Origin of the sequence: Lipingzhangella halophila (genome assembly GCF_014203805.1) — a bacterium.
GTDB lineage: Bacteria > Actinomycetota > Actinomycetes > Streptosporangiales > Streptosporangiaceae > Lipingzhangella > Lipingzhangella halophila.
The window spans coordinates 128,068-151,255 of record NZ_JACHJT010000002.1 but is presented as its reverse complement, the minus strand read 5'-3'; the positions used below and the strand labels follow the sequence as shown (position 1 = coordinate 151,255).

At 67.9% G+C, this 23,188-nt stretch carries 19 protein-coding genes; 12 read left to right on the top strand and 7 right to left on the bottom strand.

From position 1 onward, the window contains the following. Nucleotides 1-125 precede the first annotated feature (125 nt). Nucleotides 126-269, top strand: coding sequence for a hypothetical protein (locus tag F4561_RS27705; RefSeq protein ID WP_184584496.1), 144 nt, complete (start codon nt 126-128; stop codon nt 267-269). Here F4561_RS27705 and F4561_RS27700 read toward each other — a convergent pair. From F4561_RS27700 to F4561_RS27680, 5 genes are read right to left on the bottom strand one after another with little or no spacing between them, the layout of a single operon-like run. After that, complete coding sequence (locus tag F4561_RS27700) at nt 260-664, bottom strand: S-adenosylmethionine decarboxylase family protein (RefSeq protein ID WP_184584494.1); 405 nt, start codon at nt 662-664, stop codon at nt 260-262. The two genes, F4561_RS27705 and F4561_RS27700, sit on opposite strands and share 10 nt — an antisense overlap. Further along, entirely contained in the window at nt 661-1,779 is a 1,119-nt protein-coding gene (locus tag F4561_RS27695; RefSeq protein ID WP_184582482.1) for a hypothetical protein, read from the bottom strand. Before F4561_RS27695 ends, F4561_RS27700 begins: the two co-directional genes overlap by 4 nt. Then, a complete protein-coding gene (locus F4561_RS27690; protein ID WP_184582484.1) occupies nt 1,776-2,456 on the bottom strand; it encodes a class I SAM-dependent methyltransferase in 681 nt (226 codons plus the stop codon). Before F4561_RS27690 ends, F4561_RS27695 begins: the two co-directional genes overlap by 4 nt. Beyond that, a complete protein-coding gene (locus F4561_RS27685; protein WP_184582486.1) occupies nt 2,453-3,208 on the bottom strand; it encodes a class I SAM-dependent methyltransferase in 756 nt (251 codons plus the stop codon). The genes F4561_RS27690 and F4561_RS27685 overlap by 4 nt, the downstream gene beginning before the upstream one ends. Then, nucleotides 3,205-4,305: an NAD(P)-dependent oxidoreductase gene (locus tag F4561_RS27680; RefSeq protein ID WP_184582488.1), complete on the bottom strand. Its 1,101-nt coding sequence runs from the start codon at nt 4,303-4,305 to the stop codon at nt 3,205-3,207. Before F4561_RS27680 ends, F4561_RS27685 begins: the two co-directional genes overlap by 4 nt. A 170-nt stretch (nt 4,306-4,475) precedes the next feature. Here F4561_RS27680 and F4561_RS27675 point away from each other — a divergent pair, with 170 nt between their 5' ends. The 3 genes from F4561_RS27675 to F4561_RS27665 are packed head-to-tail and all read left to right on the top strand — an operon-like array spanning nt 4,476 to nt 7,042. Further along, nucleotides 4,476-5,054, top strand: a complete 579-nt coding sequence (locus F4561_RS27675; RefSeq protein WP_246437290.1) for a hypothetical protein — start codon at nt 4,476-4,478, stop codon at nt 5,052-5,054. 15 nt (nt 5,055-5,069) lie between these two features. Beyond that, a complete protein-coding gene (locus F4561_RS27670) occupies nt 5,070-5,849 on the top strand; it encodes a helix-turn-helix domain-containing protein (protein WP_221446352.1) in 780 nt (259 codons plus the stop codon). Further along, complete coding sequence (locus tag F4561_RS27665) at nt 5,846-7,042, top strand: M20 family metallopeptidase (RefSeq protein ID WP_184584492.1); 1,197 nt, start codon at nt 5,846-5,848, stop codon at nt 7,040-7,042. The genes F4561_RS27670 and F4561_RS27665 overlap by 4 nt, the downstream gene beginning before the upstream one ends. 336 nt (nt 7,043-7,378) lie before the next feature. Here the strand turns inward: F4561_RS27665 and F4561_RS27660 are convergent, their stop codons facing one another. Continuing rightward, nucleotides 7,379-8,152, bottom strand: coding sequence for a hypothetical protein (locus F4561_RS27660; RefSeq protein ID WP_184584491.1), 774 nt, complete (start codon nt 8,150-8,152; stop codon nt 7,379-7,381). 170 nt (nt 8,153-8,322) lie between these two features. Here F4561_RS27660 and F4561_RS27655 point away from each other — a divergent pair, with 170 nt between their 5' ends. From F4561_RS27655 to F4561_RS27625, 7 genes are all read left to right on the top strand, one after another. Then, nucleotides 8,323-9,138: a helix-turn-helix domain-containing protein gene (locus F4561_RS27655; protein ID WP_184584488.1), complete on the top strand. Its 816-nt coding sequence runs from the start codon at nt 8,323-8,325 to the stop codon at nt 9,136-9,138. Beyond that, nucleotides 9,131-9,319 carry a DUF397 domain-containing protein gene (locus F4561_RS27650; RefSeq protein ID WP_184584486.1) on the top strand — a complete coding sequence of 63 codons (189 nt, stop codon included), beginning with the start codon at nt 9,131-9,133 and terminating at the stop codon, nt 9,317-9,319. Before F4561_RS27655 ends, F4561_RS27650 begins: the two co-directional genes overlap by 8 nt. 151 nt (nt 9,320-9,470) lie before the next feature. Continuing rightward, nucleotides 9,471-13,181 carry a BREX-2 system adenine-specific DNA-methyltransferase PglX gene (gene pglX, locus F4561_RS27645; RefSeq protein WP_184584484.1) on the top strand — a complete coding sequence of 1,237 codons (3,711 nt, stop codon included), beginning with the start codon at nt 9,471-9,473 and terminating at the stop codon, nt 13,179-13,181. A gap of 254 nt (nt 13,182-13,435) precedes the next feature. Further along, nucleotides 13,436-17,212, top strand: coding sequence for a DUF6079 family protein (locus F4561_RS27640; protein WP_184584483.1), 3,777 nt, complete (start codon nt 13,436-13,438; stop codon nt 17,210-17,212). 271 nt (nt 17,213-17,483) lie between these two features. Next, nucleotides 17,484-20,291, top strand: a complete 2,808-nt coding sequence (gene pglZ, locus F4561_RS27635) for a BREX-2 system phosphatase PglZ (RefSeq protein WP_184584481.1) — start codon at nt 17,484-17,486, stop codon at nt 20,289-20,291. 1 nt (nt 20,292) lies between these two features. Next, nucleotides 20,293-21,621, top strand: coding sequence for a BREX system ATP-binding protein BrxD (brxD, locus tag F4561_RS27630; RefSeq protein ID WP_184584478.1), 1,329 nt, complete (start codon nt 20,293-20,295; stop codon nt 21,619-21,621). Further along, entirely contained in the window at nt 21,618-21,761 is a 144-nt protein-coding gene (locus tag F4561_RS27625) for a hypothetical protein (protein WP_184584476.1), read from the top strand. The genes brxD and F4561_RS27625 overlap by 4 nt, the downstream gene beginning before the upstream one ends. A gap of 64 nt (nt 21,762-21,825) precedes the next feature. On the opposite strand, the gene F4561_RS27620 is transcribed toward F4561_RS27625, so the two are convergent. After that, nucleotides 21,826-22,248 (bottom strand): MerR family transcriptional regulator, encoded by a 423-nt coding sequence (locus F4561_RS27620; RefSeq protein ID WP_184584474.1) that lies wholly within the window; start codon nt 22,246-22,248, stop codon nt 21,826-21,828. A gap of 78 nt (nt 22,249-22,326) precedes the next feature. Between F4561_RS27620 and F4561_RS27615 the strand changes: the two genes are divergently transcribed. Then, entirely contained in the window at nt 22,327-23,172 is an 846-nt protein-coding gene (locus F4561_RS27615; RefSeq protein WP_184584472.1) for an SDR family oxidoreductase, read from the top strand. The last annotated feature ends 16 nt before the right edge of the window (nt 23,173-23,188 follow it).

The following is a 23,188-nucleotide window of genomic DNA, read 5'->3' as shown; positions in this document are numbered from 1 at the left end:
GCAGGCTCACGCGCTAACGCGTATCGGCCCCATTGCCGCAACCTTTGTGATGACCGGATCCTGACCTTCTCTGAGGGGTCTTCGCTGTACTCACCATGTCGGTATCTGCCAACCGACGATGATGGGTGTGGCTGTTGCTGGCCCAGGCGCAGTACGAAGGGGCCGAGTATCCCGAGTCAACAGGGTGTCCGTTCTGGATGATTCGCCGTCAGGGCCTGGCGGAGATGAACTTCGAGAACGTGGAGCTGGTGATGCAGTTCTATCGTTGACGCCCGCGCTTCACAGCCGCGGTCCCAAGCCGGCCATGGCTACCTTCGCGGAGGGCTTTCGCGCGTGGTTCGGCTCGCCGGATGTGGTGGTGGCGCGTTTCGGTGGCGCCGAACAGGTGGGTCAGGGGTGTCAGTGCCTCTTCGGGTGGGGTGTTTGCGCGGCAGGTGACCAGGTCGATCTGGGCGAGATGGTATTCGGGCCAGGTGGAGACCACCAGGTGGGATTCGGCGAGGACCATCATGCGGGTCGTTCCGTGGGTGGGGAACTGGACTGGGGCGTCGTGGAGCACGTGCACGCCGAGCAGGTGCGCGGTGGTGTGCATGGCGTGGCCGAGTTGATCGGGGGCTGGGTCGGGGTGGGTGCAGTCGAGGAGATCGACGGCGAGGCAGATCATGCGGGGACTCCGAGATGGCTGGGACGCAGCAGGGTGGTGAGGTGGTCGACGGTGTAGCAACGGTGGAGGCGTCGGGGTTCGGCGGCCCACCGGGTGGTCTCCTGCCACAGCGCTTCGAGTGCCTCCTCGCCGTAGGCGTCCAGCAGGAGATCGAGGTCGAGGAAGGCGGGGGGCAGGTCGGCGTACTCGCGGCCGTATTTGACGTAGAGGCTCTTGGAGAGTTTTCCGCCGGTGCGGTCGAGGACCATGGGGGTGAACAGGCTGATGGGCCAGTCGTGGGCGGGGATGTCGAGTAGGGCGAGGGCGGGGGCGATGACGTGGGAGAACCAGGCTCCTCCCCAGTCAGGCCCGTCCATGGATATTGAGCACGCGTCGTAGTGGTCGCGTTCGGCCGCAAGTAGTGCGACTTTCTGGACGGAGCGCACGGGGGTGTTGGCGTCGTACCAACCGCTGGTGCCGTGGATGGGGATGGTTTCTCGGTAGGGGCCGTGGTGGGGGCAGACCGAGTCGAGGAGCACCTCGCGGTCGCCGGCGCTCATGGTGAGGTCGTGGGCGTCCTTGTCCACGAGGTGGCACCGGGGGCAGCGAGGGCGGACGCGGATGCGCCCATCGGCGGGGGCCAGTAGGGGCGCGAATTCGTCTTGGCGTTGGGCGATGGCATGCAGGCAGGTGCGCACCGGGAGGAGTTCCTGGTAGACGGCGTAGGGCCGTTCTTGCCAGGCGATGGTGCTGCGGGCCGAGGCCCAGGTGAGTAGGCGGCGAAACCCCGAGGTGCGTTCGTGGGCGTCGAGGTGTCCGTGGTCGATGAGGTCTTGGACGGTGCGGGTGTAGTGGCGGCCGTGGATGGTCAGGTGCTCGGCCGGTGCGTTTTCGAGGCTGTCGAAGATGATGGTGGCGGGCATGTTGAGGTCGTCTGCCATCCGGGCGGTGAGGGCGAACACGGCCAGGATGGTGGTGACGGTGCCCAGATGTGGGTGGCCGTTGAGTTGGGCGGCGGTGGTGACGCGCAACTGGGTGCGTCCGTGGGCGGCGGCGCGGACGAGGTCGGTGTTGGTGTGGGTGAGGTGGGCGATTCCGGTGGGGGCGAAGTACAGACCGCTGGAGAGCTCGTTCATCGTGGGATCCTCCGGGCGAGGTAGGTCCAGATGTGGGGGAAGTCGGGGTCGGTGCTGGGGAGGCGGTCAAGCTGGAGCAGGTGGAGGTTGGCCTGGCGGGCTGCGTGCTGGTAGGCGCCGTGGGTGAGGTGGACGCGCCCCGTCGAGTCGGCGGGGACCCAGTTGGCGCCGGCTGCCCACCCGTGCTCGGGCAGGTGGGCATGCAGGCGGGTGAAGGCGTCGGTGAAGTGGCCTGTGTTGCGGCAGAGTCCGAGAAGTCCGAACTGGGTGAGCAGGTCGGCGCTGAGCACCCGTAGTGGGAGCCGCTCGGGAGTGAGACAGTCGGCGACCAGAGTGGAGGTCAGGCACCGGCAGTGTTGGGGGAAGGCGTCAGCGTCGCGCCCGCACAGGGCTAATGCGACCGTGTGGATACCGCGCGGGCGTCCGGTGCGCGCGAATGCCGTCAGGGTGGCGAGCCGGTCAGGGTCGGTGTCGACAGATGTCAGCCGGCGGGCGTTCAGGGCGATGGACCACAGCAGACTCTCGGAACCACTGCCCAGGTCACTCCAGGTGTGTACCGGCGGGGTTCGGCCCAGTAGGGCCAGGATGTGTTCGGTGCCCTGACCAAAGCGAAAGACGTCGGCGTAGTAGGTGTCCCAGTAGAGTGCGGCGTCCAGCACCGTGCGCGGGGAACTCATCGGCTTCCCGCAATGGCGAGGAATTCGCGGAGACCGGAGCCGGCGTGGGTGTGGGTGGTGGTCCAGCCGGCGTGGATGACCGCGTCCTCGACGTCGACCGCGGTGGGTAGGGCCAGGTGCACGTGGGCGGTGCGATCCTCTTGCCCCCCGGTGGTGTAGGTGAACTCGATGTGGACCCGGGCTCGGTTGGGGCTGTGGTGTTGGCGCCGGTGGCGCAGCACCTCCTGGCCATGGGGAGCACGGAAGCGGTGGTCGCGGATTGGTTCGCCGTCGGCCAGCGCCGGGGTGTAGAAGCTGCCCCCCGGACCTTCATCGGAGGCCAGGTGTTGCAGGAGCAGCTGAGTTCCTGGGCGGACGGCCTCACGCAGGTGAGCGAGCACATCGGTCAGTGGCGTTTGGGCGGCGAGCTGGTTCAGCGCCCCGTGGGGGACCACCACCAGCTCCGCCTGGGGGAGGGCCGGCAACTGGTGAAGGAAATGGCACCCCACCGCGAGCTCGGACACTCCGGCGTCGCGGGCGTGCTGTGTGGCGACGCTGAGCATGGGCCAACTGGCGTCGATCAGCTGCACGCGGACCCCAGCGCGGGCGTAGGCGGGCAGGAAGTGTCCCGTCCCACAGGGGAACTCGACCACGTGCGCGATGCCGTCCAGGGCCTGGGCCAGCAAGTAGGGGGTGGTGGGTCGGCACTCGGCGCGGGCCCAGGCGGCGCGGTCGCGGTAGGAGTCCACCACTACCTCAGCGGGGGCGTTCATGCGACCGCTCCCGCCGTGTACCGCTCAGCATGCTCGCGCAGCACCGGGTGCACCAGCGCTCCTGCCCGTGCGACCATCGCGCTCTGCACGGCTGGGTCGTCGGCGCCGTGGAGCACATGGCGGGCCAGCCGGAGCAGGTAGGGGGCCGCGGCATGGGTGTAGGCGTGTGAGGCGGTCACCGGTACCGCTTTGGGAAGAGCGTCGAGTTTGACGTGCAGAACCCCATTCACCATCCGCGGCGGGGCGCCCGGCTTCTGGACCGGTCCGGCGGTGGGCAGGTAGCCGTTCCCGTACCCGCAGGTGGCATCCACGATCACCGCGCCCGGGCGCATGGTGGCCAGGTGGTCTCGGGTGATCATCGCCGGGGTGGTGTGGGTGGAGATGAGGATGGCGCCGATGACCAGGTCGGCGGTGGTCACCAGCTCGGCGAGCCGCTCAGGGGTGTTGGTCTCGACGCGCACCCCTGCGGGGGCGCGGCGTTCGTGGGTCGTGGCGGTGTGCGAGGTGCGCGTCAGGACGGTGACGTGGGCCCCCAACCGTGCGGCCGTGTGGGCGGCCGCCGCGCCAACGTTGCCGTTGCCGATGACCACAGCGTGGGCCGGTGCGGCGCCGGGCACACCACCGAGGAGAACCCCGCGGCCCTCAGGACGTTGAAGCGCCTGGGCTCCAGCGAGGACGGCTTGGGTTCCGGCGATCTGCCCGCCCGCCGTGGCCAAGGGGAAGGTTCCACGTTCGTGTAGGAACTCGTAGCTGAACGCTCGCACCCGGGTGCGGGTCAGCGCGGTGAGCATGTCCGGGTCGCCTTCGGCGTGGAAGATCGCGCCGATTGTCTGCTCAGGGGCGAGACGGTCAAGGTCGGTGGCGGGGCCTGGCTTGTACCGCAAAACCAGAGGTGCCGACCACACCTGCTCGGGCGCGCAGAACTCCACCTGCGGCAATGCGGTGTCGTCCTGACCGATACCAGCGCCGATACCAGGCTCGCTGATAACGCGGAATCCGGCACCGGAAAAGGCGTGGGCAAGCTGGGGAGTCAGCAGGGTGCGGCGTTCATCGGAGTCACTTTCGCGGGGAAACCCGATTGTGCGGGAATGGGGCATGGTGTCCTTACCTTTCCTTCAACCCGTCGGCGGCTGACTCCAGACTCACCCGAAGCCAGGCACGCAACCAGCTCACGCCTTCGCCAGTAGTTGTCCACGCCGTTGTTCATCGGTGAGTCGACAACAGGTGGACAATCCGAGATCAGGTTGGGCAACCTCCTGCCCCGCCGATGCCAATGGGGCTAGAGTGGCTCATTCACAATGCCGACCGCCGTGGCGCCGAAGGGATGTTCTTCCACGTGCACAACGAGTCGTTGTTCGACATGTCCGCCCCTACCGTCCGGGTGGTGATGTCGCTTAACGCCCAGTGGTACGAGCTGATGTGGCGCGGCGAGAAGACCCACGAGTTCCGACGCCGCTACCTGTCCGGTGCTCCGACCCAGTGGTTCGTCTATCTGACCGCGCCCGACTCGCGGATGTGCGCTGTCATCGACCTGGACATCGCGATCGAGGACACTCCCGAGAACATCGCCCAGCTCGCCGAGCGGATGCGCCCCGGCAACGGGGAGACGGTGTTGCCCTACCTCGCCCGCGACGGCAAAGAATTGGGGTATGCGTTGCCCATCAGGCGGGTACGGGAATTCGAGGGTTTCTCGGCCGACGAACTGGACCAAATGTTAGACGGGAGCTTCACCGCGCCTCAGGGATACACGCTCGTGGACCGCCACCCGGCCTGGCAGGCGGTGTGCGACAAGCTGGTATCGACCCCGATCGTCCGAGAGACCACCATCGAAGGCACAACTCCTTGACCTAGGACGTGGTGCATGACACCACCCGCCCCCCACTCCAGCCCTTTGCGTCAAGCCCGCACAAACCGGGGTGCCACCCTGGAACAGGTGTGCGCCGATCTCGATCACGCCAGCCCTGACGGCGCCAGCGGGGTCACGCCGAGCATGCTGTCTGGCTGGGAACGCGGACGCCACACCACCAGCTCTCGCTACCGCAGGCTCCTCGCCCACTACTACGGCGAACCCGTGCACGTTCTCTTCGCCCACCAAGACGAATCACCCATCGAGGCCAGTGACTCCCCACGGCTCATCACCGATCCGCAGTCGCTGAGAGACGCCATGATCAACGTGGTGAGTTCGGCTGAGGAGTATCTGGCGGTGGCGGGGTCACGCTCGCGCGACCAGAACTACCTCACAGCGATCGAAACCGCGCTACACCAGCGCCCCTCTCTGGTGCACTACCGACTCCTGTTCGGCCCACCCCGCACCCAGCCCCTGTTCGAGCACCTGGAACACCTTCTGGAGATCCGCGACCCCCAAGACCGCTCCTTGGGCATGAAAACGCTGCACATCGGCCTCATCGACACGGATCTGCCCGAACGGTTCTTCTGCGCCTGCGAGCACACCGCAGTTGTACCCTTGCCCTCATTCATTTCGGTCTACGGGTTCGACTGCGGTGTCGTGCTCGGCCCCAACGCTGCTATGCGACTCGTGGACCACGCACGCCAGGGGTATGCTGCGGCATCTCGGGTCGAGAACCCGACGGTCCTGCGTTCGTTGAACGCCGACACCACACGAGACCGGTACACCGCATGAACCTTCCCGAGCCCGCGGCCGCGTCGGCCCGCGCCCACGCCGATCTCGACTCTGTGGTCGCACTCACCCAAGACCTGGTGCGCATCCCTACGCGCGGCGGTATCGACCCCTACGACGCGGCAATCGACCACCTGATGGGCTGGATGGACGATCACGGCCTCGCCCCTCAGGTCCTGCGGGACGCCTCGGATACCGCGGTCGCGGTCGCTGCCCGCGTCCAGGGCCGCCAGCCCGGACGGACCTGGGTGCTGGACGCCTGTCTGGACACTGCTCCTTTCGGCGACGAGGACGCCTGGCACCACCCGCCCACCAGCGCGGTCCTGGAGGATGGCTGGTTGTGGGGACGCGGTGCGGCCGACTCCAAAGTGGCTGTCGCGATTTTCTGCCACCTGGCCGCCCGTCTGCTCCAGCAGCCCCAGACCCTGCGCGGCGAGGTGGTCGTGCTGTTCGACCTCGACGAGCACACCGGCGGATTCGCGGGCGCCCGCCGTTACTTCGACTCCCCGGACACCCCCGCCGACATCGGCGGAGTGATGATCGGCTACCCCGGCATGAACCACATCGTCATCGGAGGACGCGGAGTCCACCGGGCTCGACTGCACGTCCACGGCGTCGCCTCCCACTCCGGAGCCAGCCGCCCCACCCCTTCCGCCATCGCCAAGGCTGCCGAGATTGTCACCGCGCTGAACCTCGCGCCACTGCCGGGCCCCGCCGACGGATTCGCAGCCGGAAAGCTCACCGTGACCGCGATCGACGGCGGCCAAGGATTCTCGACCGTGCCGGATCTGTGCACCCTCAGCGTTGACGCCCGCACCACCCCCGCATTCGACGACGCCCACGCCGCTCAAACCATCGCCGATGTGGTCGCCAAGGTCGACACCGACTGGCCCGAGACTCCGCCGACACTGGTCGAAGCCCACACCCGCTGGCCCCCCTACGCGCTGAACCACGACGCGCCCCTACGCACAGCGCTCACCACCGCCGCCGCCCACCACGGCTTCGACCCGGCAGCCAAGATCGCCGGGCCTTCCAATATCGGCAACTACCTCGCCCGCCTCGGCATACCGGCCACCGCCGGATTCGGGCCACACTACGAGGGCCTACACGCCACCAACGAACGCGTGCGCATCGACACAATCCCCATCGTCCAGGCCATCTACGACCGCGCCCTCCAGTTGCTCACCCAGTCCTAGGAACGAGTAAACGGACGGGGCTGTAAACAGAACGGTGTCCTGGCGGTCCCGGCGGGGCATGTGGTGCTGTTCCCGAGGCCGGTTTAACGGCGCGCGGCGGCGGTGGCGCGGACTGGCCGCGCCCTATGAGCAGTGAGGCGACGCGGTGTTCGAGGATTTCGGCCGTGGGCGCCTCCAGCAGGCGGGAATGGCCGGGCAGTATGGCCCACCAGGTTCCGGTGTGCGTGCCGTACCAGGCGGTGACACCGGGGAAGAGGTGGCCCACCCGCCGGGCGGCGGGGTGGACGGTCGCGGGCTGGCGGTAGGGGCGGGAACGCGCGGTGCGGGGAGCGGCGGTCATCGGGAGCCCTCCTCGGCGTTGTGCCAACTGCGGCCGGAGGCGTCCAGGTGGTGGCCCTCGTGGTCGGCCGGACGCACGCAGGAGCGGCGGCGCCTGGGCGGGGTGCCGGGGGGCGGCGGCGCTGGCTCGGCCGGTTCGGCGGAGCGAGCCGGACCGGGTGCGCGCTGGCCGCAGGTCCCGCCGATCAGGGCGGCGATGCGGGTCAGGATCTCCAGGGCCGCATCCCGGACGGCGGAGGTCCAGTAGCAGCGGCCGTGCGTGCTCGCCATGAGGTCGTCGGCCAACTGGTGCAGGCACCGGACCTCGCGGAGACCGAGTGTGCGGGCATGCTCCGCACGCGCGGGTGCGGAGCTTGAGGGATTCGCGCGGTGGTCGTGGTTATTGGGGTGCTCGGGTCGGTCGCGCTCATCGACGTAGGGGCGCGTGCGCGGCGGCGGTGCGAAGTGAGCGAGTGCGAAGTCGAGCGCGTCCAGGTCGGCGGCGGCGAGCGCGATGCCGTCGAGGTAGCGGTGATGCGCCTGGTAGGGCACCTGTTGGCCGGGCACGTAGGTGAGTCGCCACAGGGCCCGGTGCCGGGTGTGGACCTCGCAGAACCGGTCGTAGTCCGGCGGGACAGCGGGGGAGGGGAGGTAGGGGCGGGGGCGCGATCGGTCGGTGCGCCGCTGCGGAGGCAGCGCGGAAGCCGGGCGGATGATCAGGAAGGGCAGCAGGGCGAACGGGAAGAGCAGCGCCTGCGCCCACGTCAAAGCGCGCGGGATAGGGTTGGACATGTCATCAGCTCCCTTAGCTAGCTGGTGGCCAAGCCCCGGGACGGTGTCGGCCGTCGCCGGGGTCTTCTTATGCCTTCACTGTGCCGCCGCCCAGGTGAGGAATCTATGGCGAACTGGATACCGGGAAATTTTGGGGATAAGCGAGGTACGCGGAATAGTTCTCTGGTCAGATGAAGAGCATGGATGGAACGTCTCAAGACGTGGCGCGCCGATTCGGGCGCGAACTGGCGCGTCTGCGCGAAATGGCAGACATGACGCAAGCCAGGCTTGCGAACGATCTCGAAATCAGTTCTTCGCATCTCTCGAATCTTGAACGCGGATACCGGACTCCGAAGGGGCCGATCATCGCCCAACTGGACAAGACGCTCTCAGCGGACGGTCACCTTGTCCGTCTATGGGAAGAGCTGACGGGTAGCGGGCGTTCTGTCTGGCTTGATGAGTTGGCGGAGCTCGAACGGGATGCCATCACGATCATGGAGTCCCAGACAGTGATGTTCCCGGCGCTCCTTCAAACTGAGAAGTACGCGAGGGTGGCTGTCTCCACTCTGTCGCCATGGATGACACGGGACGAGGTCGCCGTTAGTGTCCGGAACCGCATGGAACGGGTCGAACGTTTCACAGAATCGCAAGCGCCGATCCATTGGGCAGTGATCGATCATTCAGTGATCACTCGTAAGATGGGGCCGGATGACCTGCATAGGGCTCAGCTATCTCACGTAGCCAACCTGATCGAATGCGAGCGTGTATCTGTGCAGGTAGTTGAGGGTCGGCATGCTGGCTTGGCCGGACCGTTCAAGATCATTTCACCTCCAGGGGCGTCTGATGTGGTCTATGCCGAGTCCGCGCACTCCGGTCAGGTCATTGACACCCCCGAGGACGTCCGCAGGTTTCGTCTGCTCTACGGTGCGGTTCAAGCAGTGGCACTGTCCCCCGACGAGTCCGCGCGGCTGATCCTGAAGACCTTGGAAGGACTGGGAGATGGGTGAGTTCGGAGCCTGGCACAAGTCCAGTTACAGCGGAGGAGGGCACCAGGACTGCGTGGAGGTCGCGGAGTCGTCAGAGCAGGTGAAGGTCCGGGACACCCAGCACCGGAACGCCGGGTACCTGGCGGTTTCGGCGGCGGAGTGGTCCGCGTTCCTCGCCGACGTGAAGGACGGCCGACTCTAACCAAGCAAGTGCGCGCACGGGCCCGGCGGATGCCGGGCCCCTCGGTCGTTCCGCAGGTGGGTCTGATCAGCCGTTCCGGTGACCTCGGGCGCGGGATCCCCGACAATGGAGGGGTAACCCTCACACACCTCCCTCGCGCCAGGAGTCTCAGTTGGTCGATCACGCGTCGTTGCTCAAGGACCTGCAGCGCCAGGTCAAGCTGCTGGAAGAAGACCTGCGGGAGCGCAGCGAGGATCCCACCGCCATCAAGGGTCTCGACGCGGACGGGCAAGAAGAGAGCTTCAACGACGCGCTCCGGCGGGAGTACAACAAGGCGTTCGAGGCCGAGCGCACCGCGGCCACGTACGAGACCTGGCGGGACGAGCGGGTCACGCAGGCCGCGGCCGCCTGGGTGCTGGCAACCGTCTTCGTTCGGTTCTGCGAGGACAACGGCCTGCTGGAGCACCCGTTCATCTCCGGGCCGAGAGACGAGCGCAACCGGTACGACATCGCGCAGGAACTCAAGGACGCCTGGGTCCTGGAGTGGCGGGAGAAGGAGCCGGACGCTCCCGAGCGCACCGACCGTGACTGGTTGGTGCACACCTTCGAGCAGATGAGCGTCTCCAGCATCACGGCCGGCCTGTTCGACCGCGACCACAACCCGATGTGGACGATCACACCGTCCCACCAGGCGGCGAAGATACTTATCGGCTTCTGGCGCGAGGTCGGCGACGACGGCCATCTGGTACATGACTTCACCGACAACGACTACTGGGACACCCGCTTCCTCGGCGATCTGTACCAAGACCTTTCCGAGCCCGCACGCAAGAACTTCGCACTGCTGCAGACGCCCGAATTCGTCGAGGAGTTCATCCTCGACTACACGCTGGAGCCCGCAGTCGAGGAGTTCGGGCTCGATGGAAACCGGATCTATCAGGTGGAGAGCAGGGGATTCCGCCTGATAGACCCGACGTGTGGCTCCGGGCACTTCCTGCTTGGTGCCTTCCATCGATTGCTCACCAAGTGGCGCGAGGCGGAACCTGGCGTCTCTGAGTGGGATCTGATCAGCCGCTCACTGCGCAGTGTGCACGGAGTCGACAAGAACCCTTTCGCAGTGGCGATCGCGCGGTTCCGCTTGCTGATCGCCGCAATGAAGGAAGGCGGGATCAATCGTCTCGCCGAGAGCAACCCCGAGTGGCCGATCGTGGTGGCGACCGGAGACTCCTTGTTGCACGGGCGCGGAGCGCCGGGACGCAAGGGGGAAGTACACTCCTCCGATAAAGTCCACCGCTATTCGACCGAGGATGTCTACGATTACTACAAGGAGTTCAACCTTCTTGGCGTCCACAGCTACCACGCCGTAGTAGGGAATCCCCCGTATATCACAGTTAAGGACAAGAAGGAAAACGATAATTACCGAGCCAGGTACCGGACTTGCTCGGGAGCCTACGCGCTGTCAGTTCCATTTGCCGAACGGTTCTTCAATCTCGCCAAGAGGGCAGGCGGAGACAAAGTCGGCGCTGGGTACGTTGGACAGATCACCGCCAATTCTTTCATGAAGCGCGAGTTCGGGAAGAAGCTGATCGAAAGGTTCTTCCGTAACGAAGTTCGCTTGACTCACATTATCGATACGTCGGGCGCCCATATTCCCGGCCACGGAACTCCCACCGTAGTACTTTTCGGGCGCAACATGCTGAACTCACACAAAGCATCCGTGCGAGCCGTACTGGGAATTAGAGGAGAACCTAATCAGCCGGAAAATCCTACTGAAGGCCTAGTGTGGCGAGCAATTGTAGAACAACTGCAGAGAAAAATCGACAACGAATCTGAATGGGTAAGCGTAGGAGATTTTTTCTGGGGTCGTTTCAAACAATATCCATGGAATTTGCGCGGGGGCGGCGCCATGGAAACATTCGAGCAAATAAGTGGCACTTCAACGAAACTATTGAAAGAGAGGATCTCAAGCGTCGGATTCTGTGCCCAGACTCGTCAGAACGAAGTATACATGCTAGGAAGGGCCAAGTTAAACCATCCCTTCTTCCACCAGGATCACACAGTAATCATCTTCTCTGGAGAGAATGTGAGGGATTGGTCAGCAGAAGATGGAACGCTTTCCTTGTTTCCTTACTCTTCGTCAACCCTCGAAGCAGAGATATTCGAAACTGAACGAGAGTTCGCTTGGCCCTACCGATCACTCCTTAGAGAGCGAAAGGCTCTTTCTGGAAATCAAGAAGAACAAGGATTAAAATGGTACGAATACTCTACATTTCACCCCAATAGATATTCAAATGAGTATCTTATACCTTTTTCATTTGTGGCCACCCACAACCACTTCTTTCTTCGCCATGATAAATCGGCGTTCATTCAGTCGGCCCCCGTTATCAAACTGCTAGAAAATGTAGGAAAAGAGGAGTATGTAGCAATTGTCGGAACTCTAAATTCATCGGTTTCCTGCTTCTGGTTGAAGCAGGTGTGTCACGATAAAGGGAACCGCGGTGAAGGAGGTGGAATTACCAGTTCAGGATGGGAACGTTTTTATGAATTCACCGGAACCAAGCTCCAAGACTTTCCCCTCCCTGAATCACTTCCCGGTGACCGGGCCGAGGAGCTCGACACTCTCGCTCAGCACCTCTCCTCCCTAGAGCCCTCCGCTGTCGCTGAGGCAGACACCCCCACTCGGGACCGCCTCAAGGAGGCCCGCGACGAGTACGCCGCCACGCGTCGCCGCATGATCGCGCTCCAGGAAGAACTGGACTGGGACGTCTACCACCGCTACGGCCTGATCTCCGACGATGAGCACGCCGAACTCGTCATCTCCGACACCTCTGCCGTCCCGGAGATCAACCTCGGCGAGCGCGCCTTCGAGATCGTCCTCGCCCGCACAATGGACGGCGACGAGGCCAGCACCGAGTGGTTCAACCGCCACGGCTCCACCCCCATCACCTCCCTCCCCTCCCACTGGCCCGACGAGTACCGCGCGGTCGTCGAGAAGCGCATCGAACTCATCACCTCCCGCAAGGACATCGGCCTGATCGAGCGTCCCGAGTACAAGCGGCGCTGGCAGTCCGAGCCGTGGGAGAAGAAGCAGAAGGCCGCCCTGAAGTCCTGGCTGCTCGACCGGTGCGAGGACCGCCGCTTCTGGTTCGAGACCGACGAGTCCGGCGATGAGCGTGCGCGCACGCTCTCCCTGCGCGCCCTGGCGAACAAGGTGCGCGACACCTACCCCGAGGCCGCCGAGGTCGCCCCGCTCTACGACCCCGACAAGGACTTCTCCGCCATCATCGCCGAGATCGTGCAGACCGAGCACGTCCCCCACCTCGCCGCGCTCCGCTACAAGGACTCCGGCATGGCCAAGCGCCGGCAGTGGGAGTACGTCTGGGACAAGCAGCGCGAGGAGGACGCCCTCAACGCCGACCTCGCCGAGGGCGAGGAGGAGAAGCGGCTGGAAATCCCCGTGCCGCCCAAGTACACCTCCGCGGACTTCCGCAAGAACTCCTACTGGACCAACCGCGGCAAGCTCGACGTGCCCAAGGAGCGGTTCGTCTCCTACCCGGGCGCCGAGACCGACGAGGACCCCACGCTCGTGCTCGGCTGGGCCGGGTGGGACCACGCCCAGCAGGCCGACGCACTGGGCACGCTCGCGCACAACCGCGTCAACGAGCACGGTTGGGCCCAGGAGCGCGACCGGATGACGCCGCTGCTCGCCGGCATCGTCGAACTGCTGCCGTGGGTGCGGCAGTGGCACACCGAGCGCGACGAGTACGGCGAGACGCCCGCCGACCAGGCCGCCGACGACCTGTCCACGCTGCAGGACACCACCGGCATCACCGCCAGCGACATGGAGGAGTGGCGTCCACCCACGGGCAAACGCGGCCGCCGCTGACGTTCACCACTGTGTCAGGCACCGGCGAACCTGTCTGTGTGGTCACTTTCGGCGCCGAAAGTGACCACACAGACAGGTCCAACGGCACGAGGTACCCCTGCCCCACCGGCCACAGCCGGTCACCGCCGCGGCTTCCGACGATGTGTTCTGTCCGAGGGGCGCGCCATAGTCTGGGTGGGGAGCGCCCGACGACCGGGACCCCCGCTTGCTCCTTCAGGCTCCCTGACCACGTGATCGGAAGGTGCCGCCGCACGATGTCCGCTCCCCCCGACTCCAGCACCAAGCGCGTCCTCAGCGACCTCATCGACATCCCGCCGGAAGTCCACGACGGCGACTTCGTCTTCAAGCTCGCCGAGGGCGCCGCCGAGCAGGGCCAAAGCGATGCGCTCGCCCAGTACGTGGTCACCGACCAGCTTGCGGGTTGCTTCGGCGAGGCGCTCGACACGGTCAAGGGCGCGCTGGCGCAGAACCAGTCGCGCGCCACATACCTCAACGGCTCGTTTGGCTCCGGCAAGAGTCACTTCATGGCCGTGCTCGACGCCGTCCTGCAGCACAACCCGGCCGTGCGCGACATCCCGCGGATGCCCGCCATCGTGAACAAGCACGAGAGCTGGCTGGACGGCAAGCGGTTCATCCAAGTCAAGAGCCACTTGGTGGCGGCCGAGTCGATCGAGGCGGCCATCCTCGGTGGCTACGTGCGCCAGGTCCGCGCCGAGCACCCCGACGCTCCTATCCCGCCCGTCTACCGGGCCGACGGGCTGCTGGCCGACGCCGCCAACCTGCGCTCGACGATCGGCGACGAGGCGTTCATCGCCGGGCTGCCCGAGCTCTCCGGTGACGGCTCCGCCGAGGAGGCGCAGTGGGGGCAGTGGGCGGCGGCCCAGACGTGGACCCCCGAGCTGCTGGACCGGGCGTTCGCCGTCCCCTCCGGCACCACCGACCGCGAGGCCGCCCGGCTGCGCTTCCAGCTCATCAGCGGGCTGCTGGCGCACCACTTCACGCGCTACGCCGACACCGTGCACGGCAGCAAGGAAGCCTTCGTCACCATGGACGAAGGGCTGTCGATCATCAGTCGGCACGCCAAGGAAGAGCTGGGCTGCGACGGCGTCGTCCTGCTGCTCGACGAGCTGATCCTGCGCTTCACCGCCTTCATCGGCAACGAGTCGAAAATCAATGAGGAAGTGCAGAAGGTCGCCAAGCTGATCGAGTCCTCCGAGAGCTACCGGCCCGCGCCGGTCATCAGCTTCGTCCCGCGCCAGCGTGATCTGCGCGACCTCGTTGGGATCGGCTCGGGTACCGAGAGCGTCGACCAGACGCTGAAGTACTGGGACGGCCGGTTCGGCCACATCAACCTGGCGGACGGCAACCTCACCGAGGTCGTGCGGCACCGCCTGCTGCGCCCCAAGGACGACGCTGCCGCCGCGGAGATCGCGACCGCGTTCGAGAACACCCGCAACGCCCGCCCCGAGGTCCGCGACGCCCTGCTCGACACTGAGGGCGGCGACGCCGACTCCTGGGAGGACTTCCGGGCGCTGTATCCGTTCACGCCCGCCCTCATGCACGTGATGGTGGACCTTTCTGGCGCCCTGCAACGCCAGCGCAGCGCGTTGAAGCTGATGCGCCAGCTCATGATCAACCACCGCGACAGCCTGCCCGTGGGCCAGCTCGTTCCGCTAGGTGCGGTGTTCGACGTGCTTGACGACGGCGAGGACCGGCCGTTCAAGGACGTCCTCAGCTCCGAGTACGCCAAGGTCAGCTCCTTCTACCGGAAGAAGGTGCGGCCGTGGCTGCTGAACCGCCACGGTCTCGACGAGGCACAGGCCGCCGACCTTGACGTCCGCTCCCCGTTTCGCGCCGAGGACCTGCTGGTCAAGACGCTGTTGCTGTCCGGGTTGGCGCCGAACGTGCCCGCGCTCAAGGACCTCACCGCCAGCCGCCTCATCGGCCTCAACCACGGGATCATCCGCGCCCGCCGCACCGGCCAGGACATCCAGCGGGTGGCCGACTTCTTCCGTGACCTCAACGGCCAGTTTGGCGAGGTCCGGGTGGGTGCGCAGAGCACCAACCCCACCGTGTCGCTCAACCTGCTGCGGGTGGACACCGAGTCGCTGCTGCGCCAGGTCTACAGTGCCGCCAACGACCACGCCCTCAGCCAACTGTTCAAGCGCATGCTCTGGCAGGAGCTGGGGCTCGACGCCGGCGCCACCCGCACCGACGTCGTCTGGCGGGGCACGCGCCGCATCGTGGAGCTGGACTACGGCAACGTGCGCTCCGAGGAGCGGCTGTTGCGCGAGCGGTTCGTGCCCGATGCCCCCGGCGCGCTGCGTGTCGTCATCGACTACCCCTTCGACGAGGAGGACAAGAGCCCCGCCGACGACCGCGATCGGATCCACCGGCTGCAGGCGGAGTTCGCCGAGGCCCCAGCCACGGTGGTGTGGCTGCCGAACTTCCTCGCGCCCGCCCGGCTGGAGGACGCGCGCCGGCTGCTGATGGTCGAGAACCTGCTGCAGCCCGGCGTCATCGAGGAGAAGGCGCCCGACTGGAGCTCCGACGACCGGCGCGAGGCCGCCGGGCAACTGGACAACCAGCGCTCCCAACTGGACACTCAACTGCGCGGGCTGATGCGCGGCGCCTACGGGCTGACCGAGCCCAATGACACCGACTACGGCGCCCGCATCGAGGGACACATCCAGGCGTTCCCGCCCGGGGCGAGCATCCGGCCGGAAGCCGGCAGCCAGTTCCCGGCGGCCCTGGAGCGCGTGTGCCGGCAACTGCTGACACACATGTTCCCCGAGCACCCCGACTTCTCCTCGGGCGGAGAGGGGCGTACCCCCGTGCGCCGCGCCGACCTGGAGGCCAACCTGGCGGCGGTCGAGGCGGCCAAGGCCGACCACAAACTCCGCTACGACCCGCCCGCGAAGTCCGAGCTGCCCGTCCTGCGCCGCATCGCCCACGAGCTGGGGATCGCGCAGGTGACCGAGGTCCTAGTGCTGCGCGACGACTGGGCCAACGCCCTGGACAAGTCCGCGCGCGCGGCCCAGGCCGACACCGCAGAGATCAAGGTGCGCGACCTCAAGGAGTGGATCCGGGAGTTCCCCGAGGGGCGCGGCCTGCCCGACGACGTCGTCGATCTGCTGGTGCTGGTCTACGCGATCCAGTCCGACCGCGCCTGGATGCGCGGCGGCAAGCGCTACACGGCCGTGGGGCTCGGCAAGCTCGACGGCGACATCGTGCTCAAGCGCCAGGAGCTGCCCTCCGCGGAGGACTTCGAGCGCGCCAACGAGCGGGCGGCGGGGATCTTCAAGCTGGACCGGCAGCCGGTGCGCAACGCGCGGGCCGTGCAGCGGCTCGCCGAGCAGCTCAAGGAGCAGGCCAACCGGTGGCAGGCGGCCACCGAGTCGCTGCTGACCGAGCTGCGCAAGCGCTCCGCGCTGCTCGATCTGGACGACGACGCGCCGCGTATGGCGACCGCGCGGGCCACCCACGACCTGCTGCGTCGAATGCGGGGGCTGGCCGACGACACCGAGTTGGTCACCACCCTGGCGCGCGCGGACCTGCCCCACGAGCCGCACATCTACCGCGAGAGCATGGACTCGGCGTCGGCCGTGGCCCAGGCGCTGGCGGCCGCCCAGTGGCAGAACATCGAAGCGCTCGCCGAGCGCGTCGAGGCGGGCGGCGAGAAGGCCGACCAGGCCGCCGAACTTCTGGGGCGGCTGCGCCAGACCGCCCGCAACAACGAGCAGCAGCGCAGGATCGCCACCGAGCTGGAGAAGGTCGGGCGCGAAGCGTTCTCGCTGCTGGTGTACAAGGAGCCGGAGCCCACGCCGCCCGACCCTCCGGCGCGGAAGGGCGACCGGGATCCCGAAGTCGTCCCGCCCGATCCGGAGCGCACGGCCCCCGAAGTCACCCGCCGGCTGTCAGGCGGCGACGATCCCGTCCGGCTCATCGGCGAACTGCGTGCGGAGCTTGGTGCCGGCCCCGACACCGACGCCACGGTCGAGGTCGAGATCACTGTCCGGGTGATTCGATGAGCAGGCGAGGTTGTGTTGTGCAGAGCGGCCCCCCGCCCTCCGGCGAGGAACCCACCGGGAACCACCGGCAACCTCTGTGGTGCTCCGGTCTGGTGTTCCCGGTGGGGTCCTCGGGTTTCGCGTCGCGTCTCTTTGAAAAGGAGTGCCTGGGCACCTTATTGCCGCGGCCTTTGTGGTGCTTCGGCCTGGTGTTCCCGGTGGGGTCCTCGGGTTCCGCGCCACGTCCCTTCGGAAAGCAGTGCCTAGGCACCCCCGTGCCGGGGAGGTCCCTATGAGTACGATCGACGCCGCCGCGGCGCAGGCGGTCACCGCCGACGCGGTCGCCGGTGCCATGGTCCGCGCGCTGGAGCAGGAGGACAACCGAGTCGACCGGGGCAGGCCGCGCTCGCGCGCCCGCGCTGTCGCGCTGGCGGCCGCGCCCGAGTGGGACGGCCCCGACGAGCTGTCCGTGGAATACGAGGGCAGGCAGCTGCGGGTGCGCGTCGCTGCGGTCCCGACGGTGCTCGCCGCGCTCGACCAGCTCAGCCGCCCTCTCGATGGCGCCGACCACCTGGTGCTGCTGACCCCGTGCACGACCGAGGAGTTCGGTCCGGCGCTGCTCGGGCGGCTCATCGGCGGCGCCGTCACCCGCGTCAACAGCTGGGAGCTGCTGCTGGGCGAGCTGAATGCCGCCGCGCTCGACCCCCGGCTGTACTCGCGGCGGTGGAGCTGGCTGGCCGACGCGCTGCGCGACATCCGCACCACCACCCCGCTGAACGCCTCCGGCGGTGTGATCCGGCTGGAGGAGGCGCTGCGCGTGGTGACGGCCGTGCGGCTCGGCAGGGACAAGGATGACCGCATCGACGCCGCCGCCCTGCTCGACTGGACCCGCGACCATGTGGCCGTGCGCCGCTTCAGCGAGCTGCGCGACGACGAGCGCGACGGGTTGCAGGCCGAGCTGGAGGCCGCCATCGGGCCGGTCGCCCGTGTGGTGTTCCTGCTGTTGGGCAATGGCCAGGTCTACGACGCGCTGCCGGCCGGGCTGGTCTTCGCCGAGCTGCTGCGGGCGCGGTCGGTGGGCGACACCGCCGCCCACAACGCCTTCATCCGCGCCACCGAGCGCTTCTTCGGCAGTGACGCGCCCGACGAGGACGACGATATTTCGCGCTTCGGCAGCGCCTGCGAGGCCGCGCTGCTGCGGATGATGGACGGCGACGAACACCGGGCGGCGGCCGAGGTCAGCGGGCAGGCCGAGCAGATCCTCGGCTCCCTGGGCGCCGAGACCGTCGCACAGCGCAGCGGTGTTCTGGTGGCCGGGTTGCAGGCGCGCTTCGCCTCCCTGGGTCAGGAGATCTCCAAGCTGGTGCGGCCCGACCGCGCCGGCGGGCTGCCGGGACTTATCCCGCGCGACCTGCACGACGTCGAGGAGGCCCTGGAGCAACTGCGGGCGCACCGCCGGTTCGAGCGCGACGGTCACGACGCCGCCGCGGCCACAGCGGCCGTGCGACTGTTGCGCTGGGCCGCGGGCGGCCATACCGAGGTCGGCACCGTCTCCGAGGGCGCGGCCGCGCACATGGGCACGACCGCGTGGGTGGACCGGGCGGTGACCACGATCCGGTTCTGCCGGGTGGACGTGCCCGCCCTCGCCTCGGCCTACGCCGAGCTGTACGAACGGGTGCGCGAGCTGCGTGCCGACTTCGACGCCTCCTTCGCCCGGCGCGTCGCCGCGTGGACCGGGTCGTTTTCCCGCACCGACAAGCAGTTGCGGGCCGAGAACCTGCTGCATGCCGTCGCGCGCCCGCTCGCCGAGCACCAGGCGCCGCTCATCGTGGTCCTGGACGGGATGAGCGCCGAGGTCGCCGTCCAGCTCGGCGAGCAGATCGCCGCCCAGGGGCGGTTCACCGAGATCGGCCGCGGGCGGGAGGAGGACGCCCGCCGGGAGGGCGCGCTGGCGACCCTGCCCTCGATCACCTCCTGCTCGCGGACGTCGCTGCTGTCGGGAACCCTCGACACCGGCGGGCAGAGCAGGGAGCGCGCCGGCTTCAGGCGGTTGTGGGCCCAAAGCTCCTTCGGTAACAGGAACGCTGCCTTGTTCTACCAGCGCGACCTGGACACCGCCGTAGGCCAGTCGCTTCCTCCCACAGTCCTGGAGGCGATCGCCGACGCGGACACGGCGGTAGCGGCGGTCGTCAACATCGTTGACGACACCCTGGACAAAGACCGCGGCGAGACCGACGCCGAGTGGCGGCTGGAGCGGATGGGAAAGCTGCTCATGCTGCTGGACGCGGCGGCTCGCGCGGGCTGCCCGGTACTGCTGACCTCTGATCACGGCCACGTCTGGGACCGCGGGGAGTCCGAGCGGACCTGCGACGGGGAGTCAGCGCGCTACCGCACCGGCACACCCGGCGAGGGCGAGGTGGAGGTCTCCGGCGACCGGGTGCTCGCGGGCAGCGGGCGCATCGTCGTGCCGTGGGACGAGCGGATCCGCTACACCGACCGCAAGCAGGGCTACCACGGCGGGATCTCCGCCGCCGAGATGGTCATCCCGGTGCTGGCGCTCCTACCGGCCGGGGACCCCGTACCGCGGGGATGGTCGGTGCTGCGCGCCGCCCAGCTCGAACCCGCCTGGTGGAGCCTGCGGCTGGCCGAGTCCACGCAGGGCGCCTCGGCACCGGCCGGCGCAGAGGCGCCCACCGACGCCGTTCCCGCCCGCTCGGGTGGCGGCGGGAAGAAGCGTCGGGCCCCGGCACAGGACACCGTCCTGTTTGCGGACAAGTCGCTGGGCACACAGGTCGTCGAGACGGAGACCTTCGAGTTCAGCCGCTCCCACGTGCACCGGGCCCCCGACGTGGCGAAGATCGCCGCTGTCATCGACGCCCTCGAAATGGCCGGAGGGGCGCGGCCGCGACTGCCCGTCGGGCACGTCGCCGGGGCCGCGGGTGAGTCCACGGCGGCCTACCGGGCGGTGCGCTTCCTGAAGATGGTCAAGAAGGTGCTCAACATCGAAGGGTTCCCGGTGCTCGACCTGCCCGAGGGCGAGCGCGCGGTGGAGCTGAACATCGAACTGCTCAGGCGGCAGTTCCTGACCGACGGCAGGTGAGATGGCCCAGGCCAGCGCGGTCCGGCGCGACGACGTGATCGACGCGCTGCGGCGCGGGACCGTCCCCCAGGCGGGACTGGACCTGTTCGCGGTCGGGGTGGAGCGCTTCGAGAGCATAGTCGAGCGGGAGCTGGCGAACGCGGCGGCTGGGGGCGCCGGGTTCAAGGCGGTCCGCGGCGAGTACGGGTCCGGAAAGACGTTCTTCGCCCGCTGGCTGGCGGAGCGGGCCAAACGCGCGAACTTCGCGGTGACCGAGATCCAGATCTCGGAGACCGAGACACCCCTGCACAAGCTGGAGGCGGTGTACCGGCGGCTCACCGAGCGGATGGCCACCGCCACCCAGCCGCCCAGCGCCCTGCGCGAGATCGTCGACAACTGGGTCTACACCCTGGAGGAGGAGGTCCTCGACTCGGGCGAGGTTCCCGAATCGTCCGAGGGCCCCGACGAGCAGGCGCTGGCCGAGGCGGTCGGCGAGCTGCTGGAGCGCCGCCTGGCCGAGGTGGCGCGCAGCACGCCGGGGTTCGCGGCCGCACTGCGCGGCTACCAGCGGGCGCAGATGGCGGGCGAAGCCGCGATCGCCGAGGCGCTCATCGCCTGGCTCGGCGGGCAGCCCAATGTCTCCGCCGCCGCCAAGCGCTACGCGGGGATCAAGGGCGACCTCGACCACTTCGGCGCGCTCGCGGCCCTGCAGGGACTGCTGACCCTGCTGCAGGGGTGCGGCCACCCGGGGCTGCTCGTCGTCTTGGACGAGCTGGAGACGCTGCAGCGGGCGCGCACCGACACGAGGGAGAAGGCGCTCAACGCGTTGCGCCAGCTCCTCGACGAGATCGACTCCGGGCGGTTCCCGGGCCTGTACCTGGTCATCACCGGAACCCCGGCGTTCTTCGACGGGCCGCAGGGCGTCCAGCGGCTCCCGCCGTTGGCCCAGCGGCTGGCCACCGACTTCCTGGCCGACCCCGCGCACGACAACCTCCGCGCCACGCAGATCCGCCTCACCGGGTTCGACCCGGATAAGCTGCACCGGCTCGGAGCGGCCGTGCGCGAGCTGCACGCCGAAGGGGCCGATCAGCCGCAGCGCGTGCGGTCCCGCGTGGACGACACCTACCTGATGGAACTGGGCGATGGGGTCGCGGGCGAGCTCGGCGGGCGGGTCGGCGTCGCCCCACGGATGTTCCTGCGCAAGCTCGTGGACGTGTGCGACCGTGTCGACCAGGTCGAGGACTTCGACCCGCGGCGGCACTACCGTCTGACGGTCGACTCCGGCGAGCTGGCCGAGGTCGAGCGCAACGCCCGGGCGGGTTCGGCCGACGAGGTGGACCTGGACCTGTGAGCGCGCGAAGCGACGCCCTGGACCTGCTGCACCCCATGCTGGACCACCGCATCGTCAGCACGCTGGGCTGGCCCGGCTGGCCGACACTGAGGGGGCACGGCACGTGTTGCGGGAGCCAGCCCACTTCGGAGTCGAGATGACCGGGGGCGTAGCGGCGACACCAATGGTTCCCGTGGCGCGCGGCTCAGCAGTGTCGGGTTCGGGTCAGGCGCACTCGGGGCCGTTGCGCCACAGCTCGTCGGCCGAATCCGCCGCGAGGCGGCGCGCGTAGAGCGCGACCTTCGCCTCGATCACGCCGAGGGCGTCCTGCAGCTCATCCACCTGCCGACGCACCTTCGCCTCGTGCCGCCGGAGCACCGCGAACCGTTCCTCCTCGTTGCCCGCGCCCTGGCGGACGAGCTCCACGTAATAGCGGATGTCGGGCAGGGACATCCCCGTGTCGCGGAACTTGGAACAGACCAGGAGCCACTCGACCTGCTGGGCAGTGAACACGCGCCGTCCTGCGCTGTCGCGCCGGACCGGATCGACGAACAGGCCTTCCTGCTCGTAGAACCGGAGCGTGTGGGTGGACAGCCCGGTGCGGGTGCTGACCTCTCCGATGCTCAGCGTCTCCTCGGTGACGGTCATGGAGCCCAGCCTACACAGTTGACTTCGAGTCGACTCGAATCCGTAGCGTCACGGGTACAGCGATCGAAAGGACGCAACGTGACCAAGACATGGTTCATCACCGGCACCTCGTCCGGTTTCGGGCGGCTCCTGACCGAACAGGCGCTCGCCCGCGGCGACCGGGTGGCCGCGACCCTGCGCAGGCCGGAGACGCTGGACGACCTGCGGGCCGTGCACGGCGACCGGCTCTGGGCCGCCCGACTCGACGTCGACGACGCCCAGGAAGTATCCGCTGTCGTGGACAAGGCGTTCGCGGTGTTCGGCACCATCGACGTCGTTGTCAACAACGCGGGATTCGGAGTCTTCGCCGCCGTGGAGGAGGCCACCGACGAGCAGATCCACCGCGTCGTCGAGACCAACCTGCTCGGCTCGATCCGGGTGATCCGCGCCGTGCTTCCCCACCTGCGCAACCAGGGGCACGGGCGCATCCTGCAGGTTTCCACGGCGGGCGGACAGGCGGCCTACCCGAACTTCTCCTACTATCACGCGTCGAAGTGGGGGATCGAGGGGTTCTGCGAGACCGTCGCCCAGGAGATCGCGCCGTTCGGCATCGGGCTAACAATCGCCGAGCCGGGGGCGACCCCGACCGGTTTCGGCGGTGCGCTCGGCACAGCCCCCGTGATGTCGGAGTACGACGCCGGACCCGCGGGCGCTGTGCGCAGGGCGGTCGAGGAGGGCACGTTCCAGCTTCCCAACGACCCGGCGCGCGTGACGCAGGCGATGATCGACTCGGTTGACCGGGAACCCGCGCCGCTGCGGCTGCCCCTGGGCAGCGACACCTACCACGACGTGCGGGCCGCGCTCACGGCACGCCTCGCGGAGCTGGACGCCCAGCGGGACACCGCACTCTCGGTCGTACGGGGGGAGCCGGAAGGCGTCTCCTGAGGGACGGCCGAGGGCT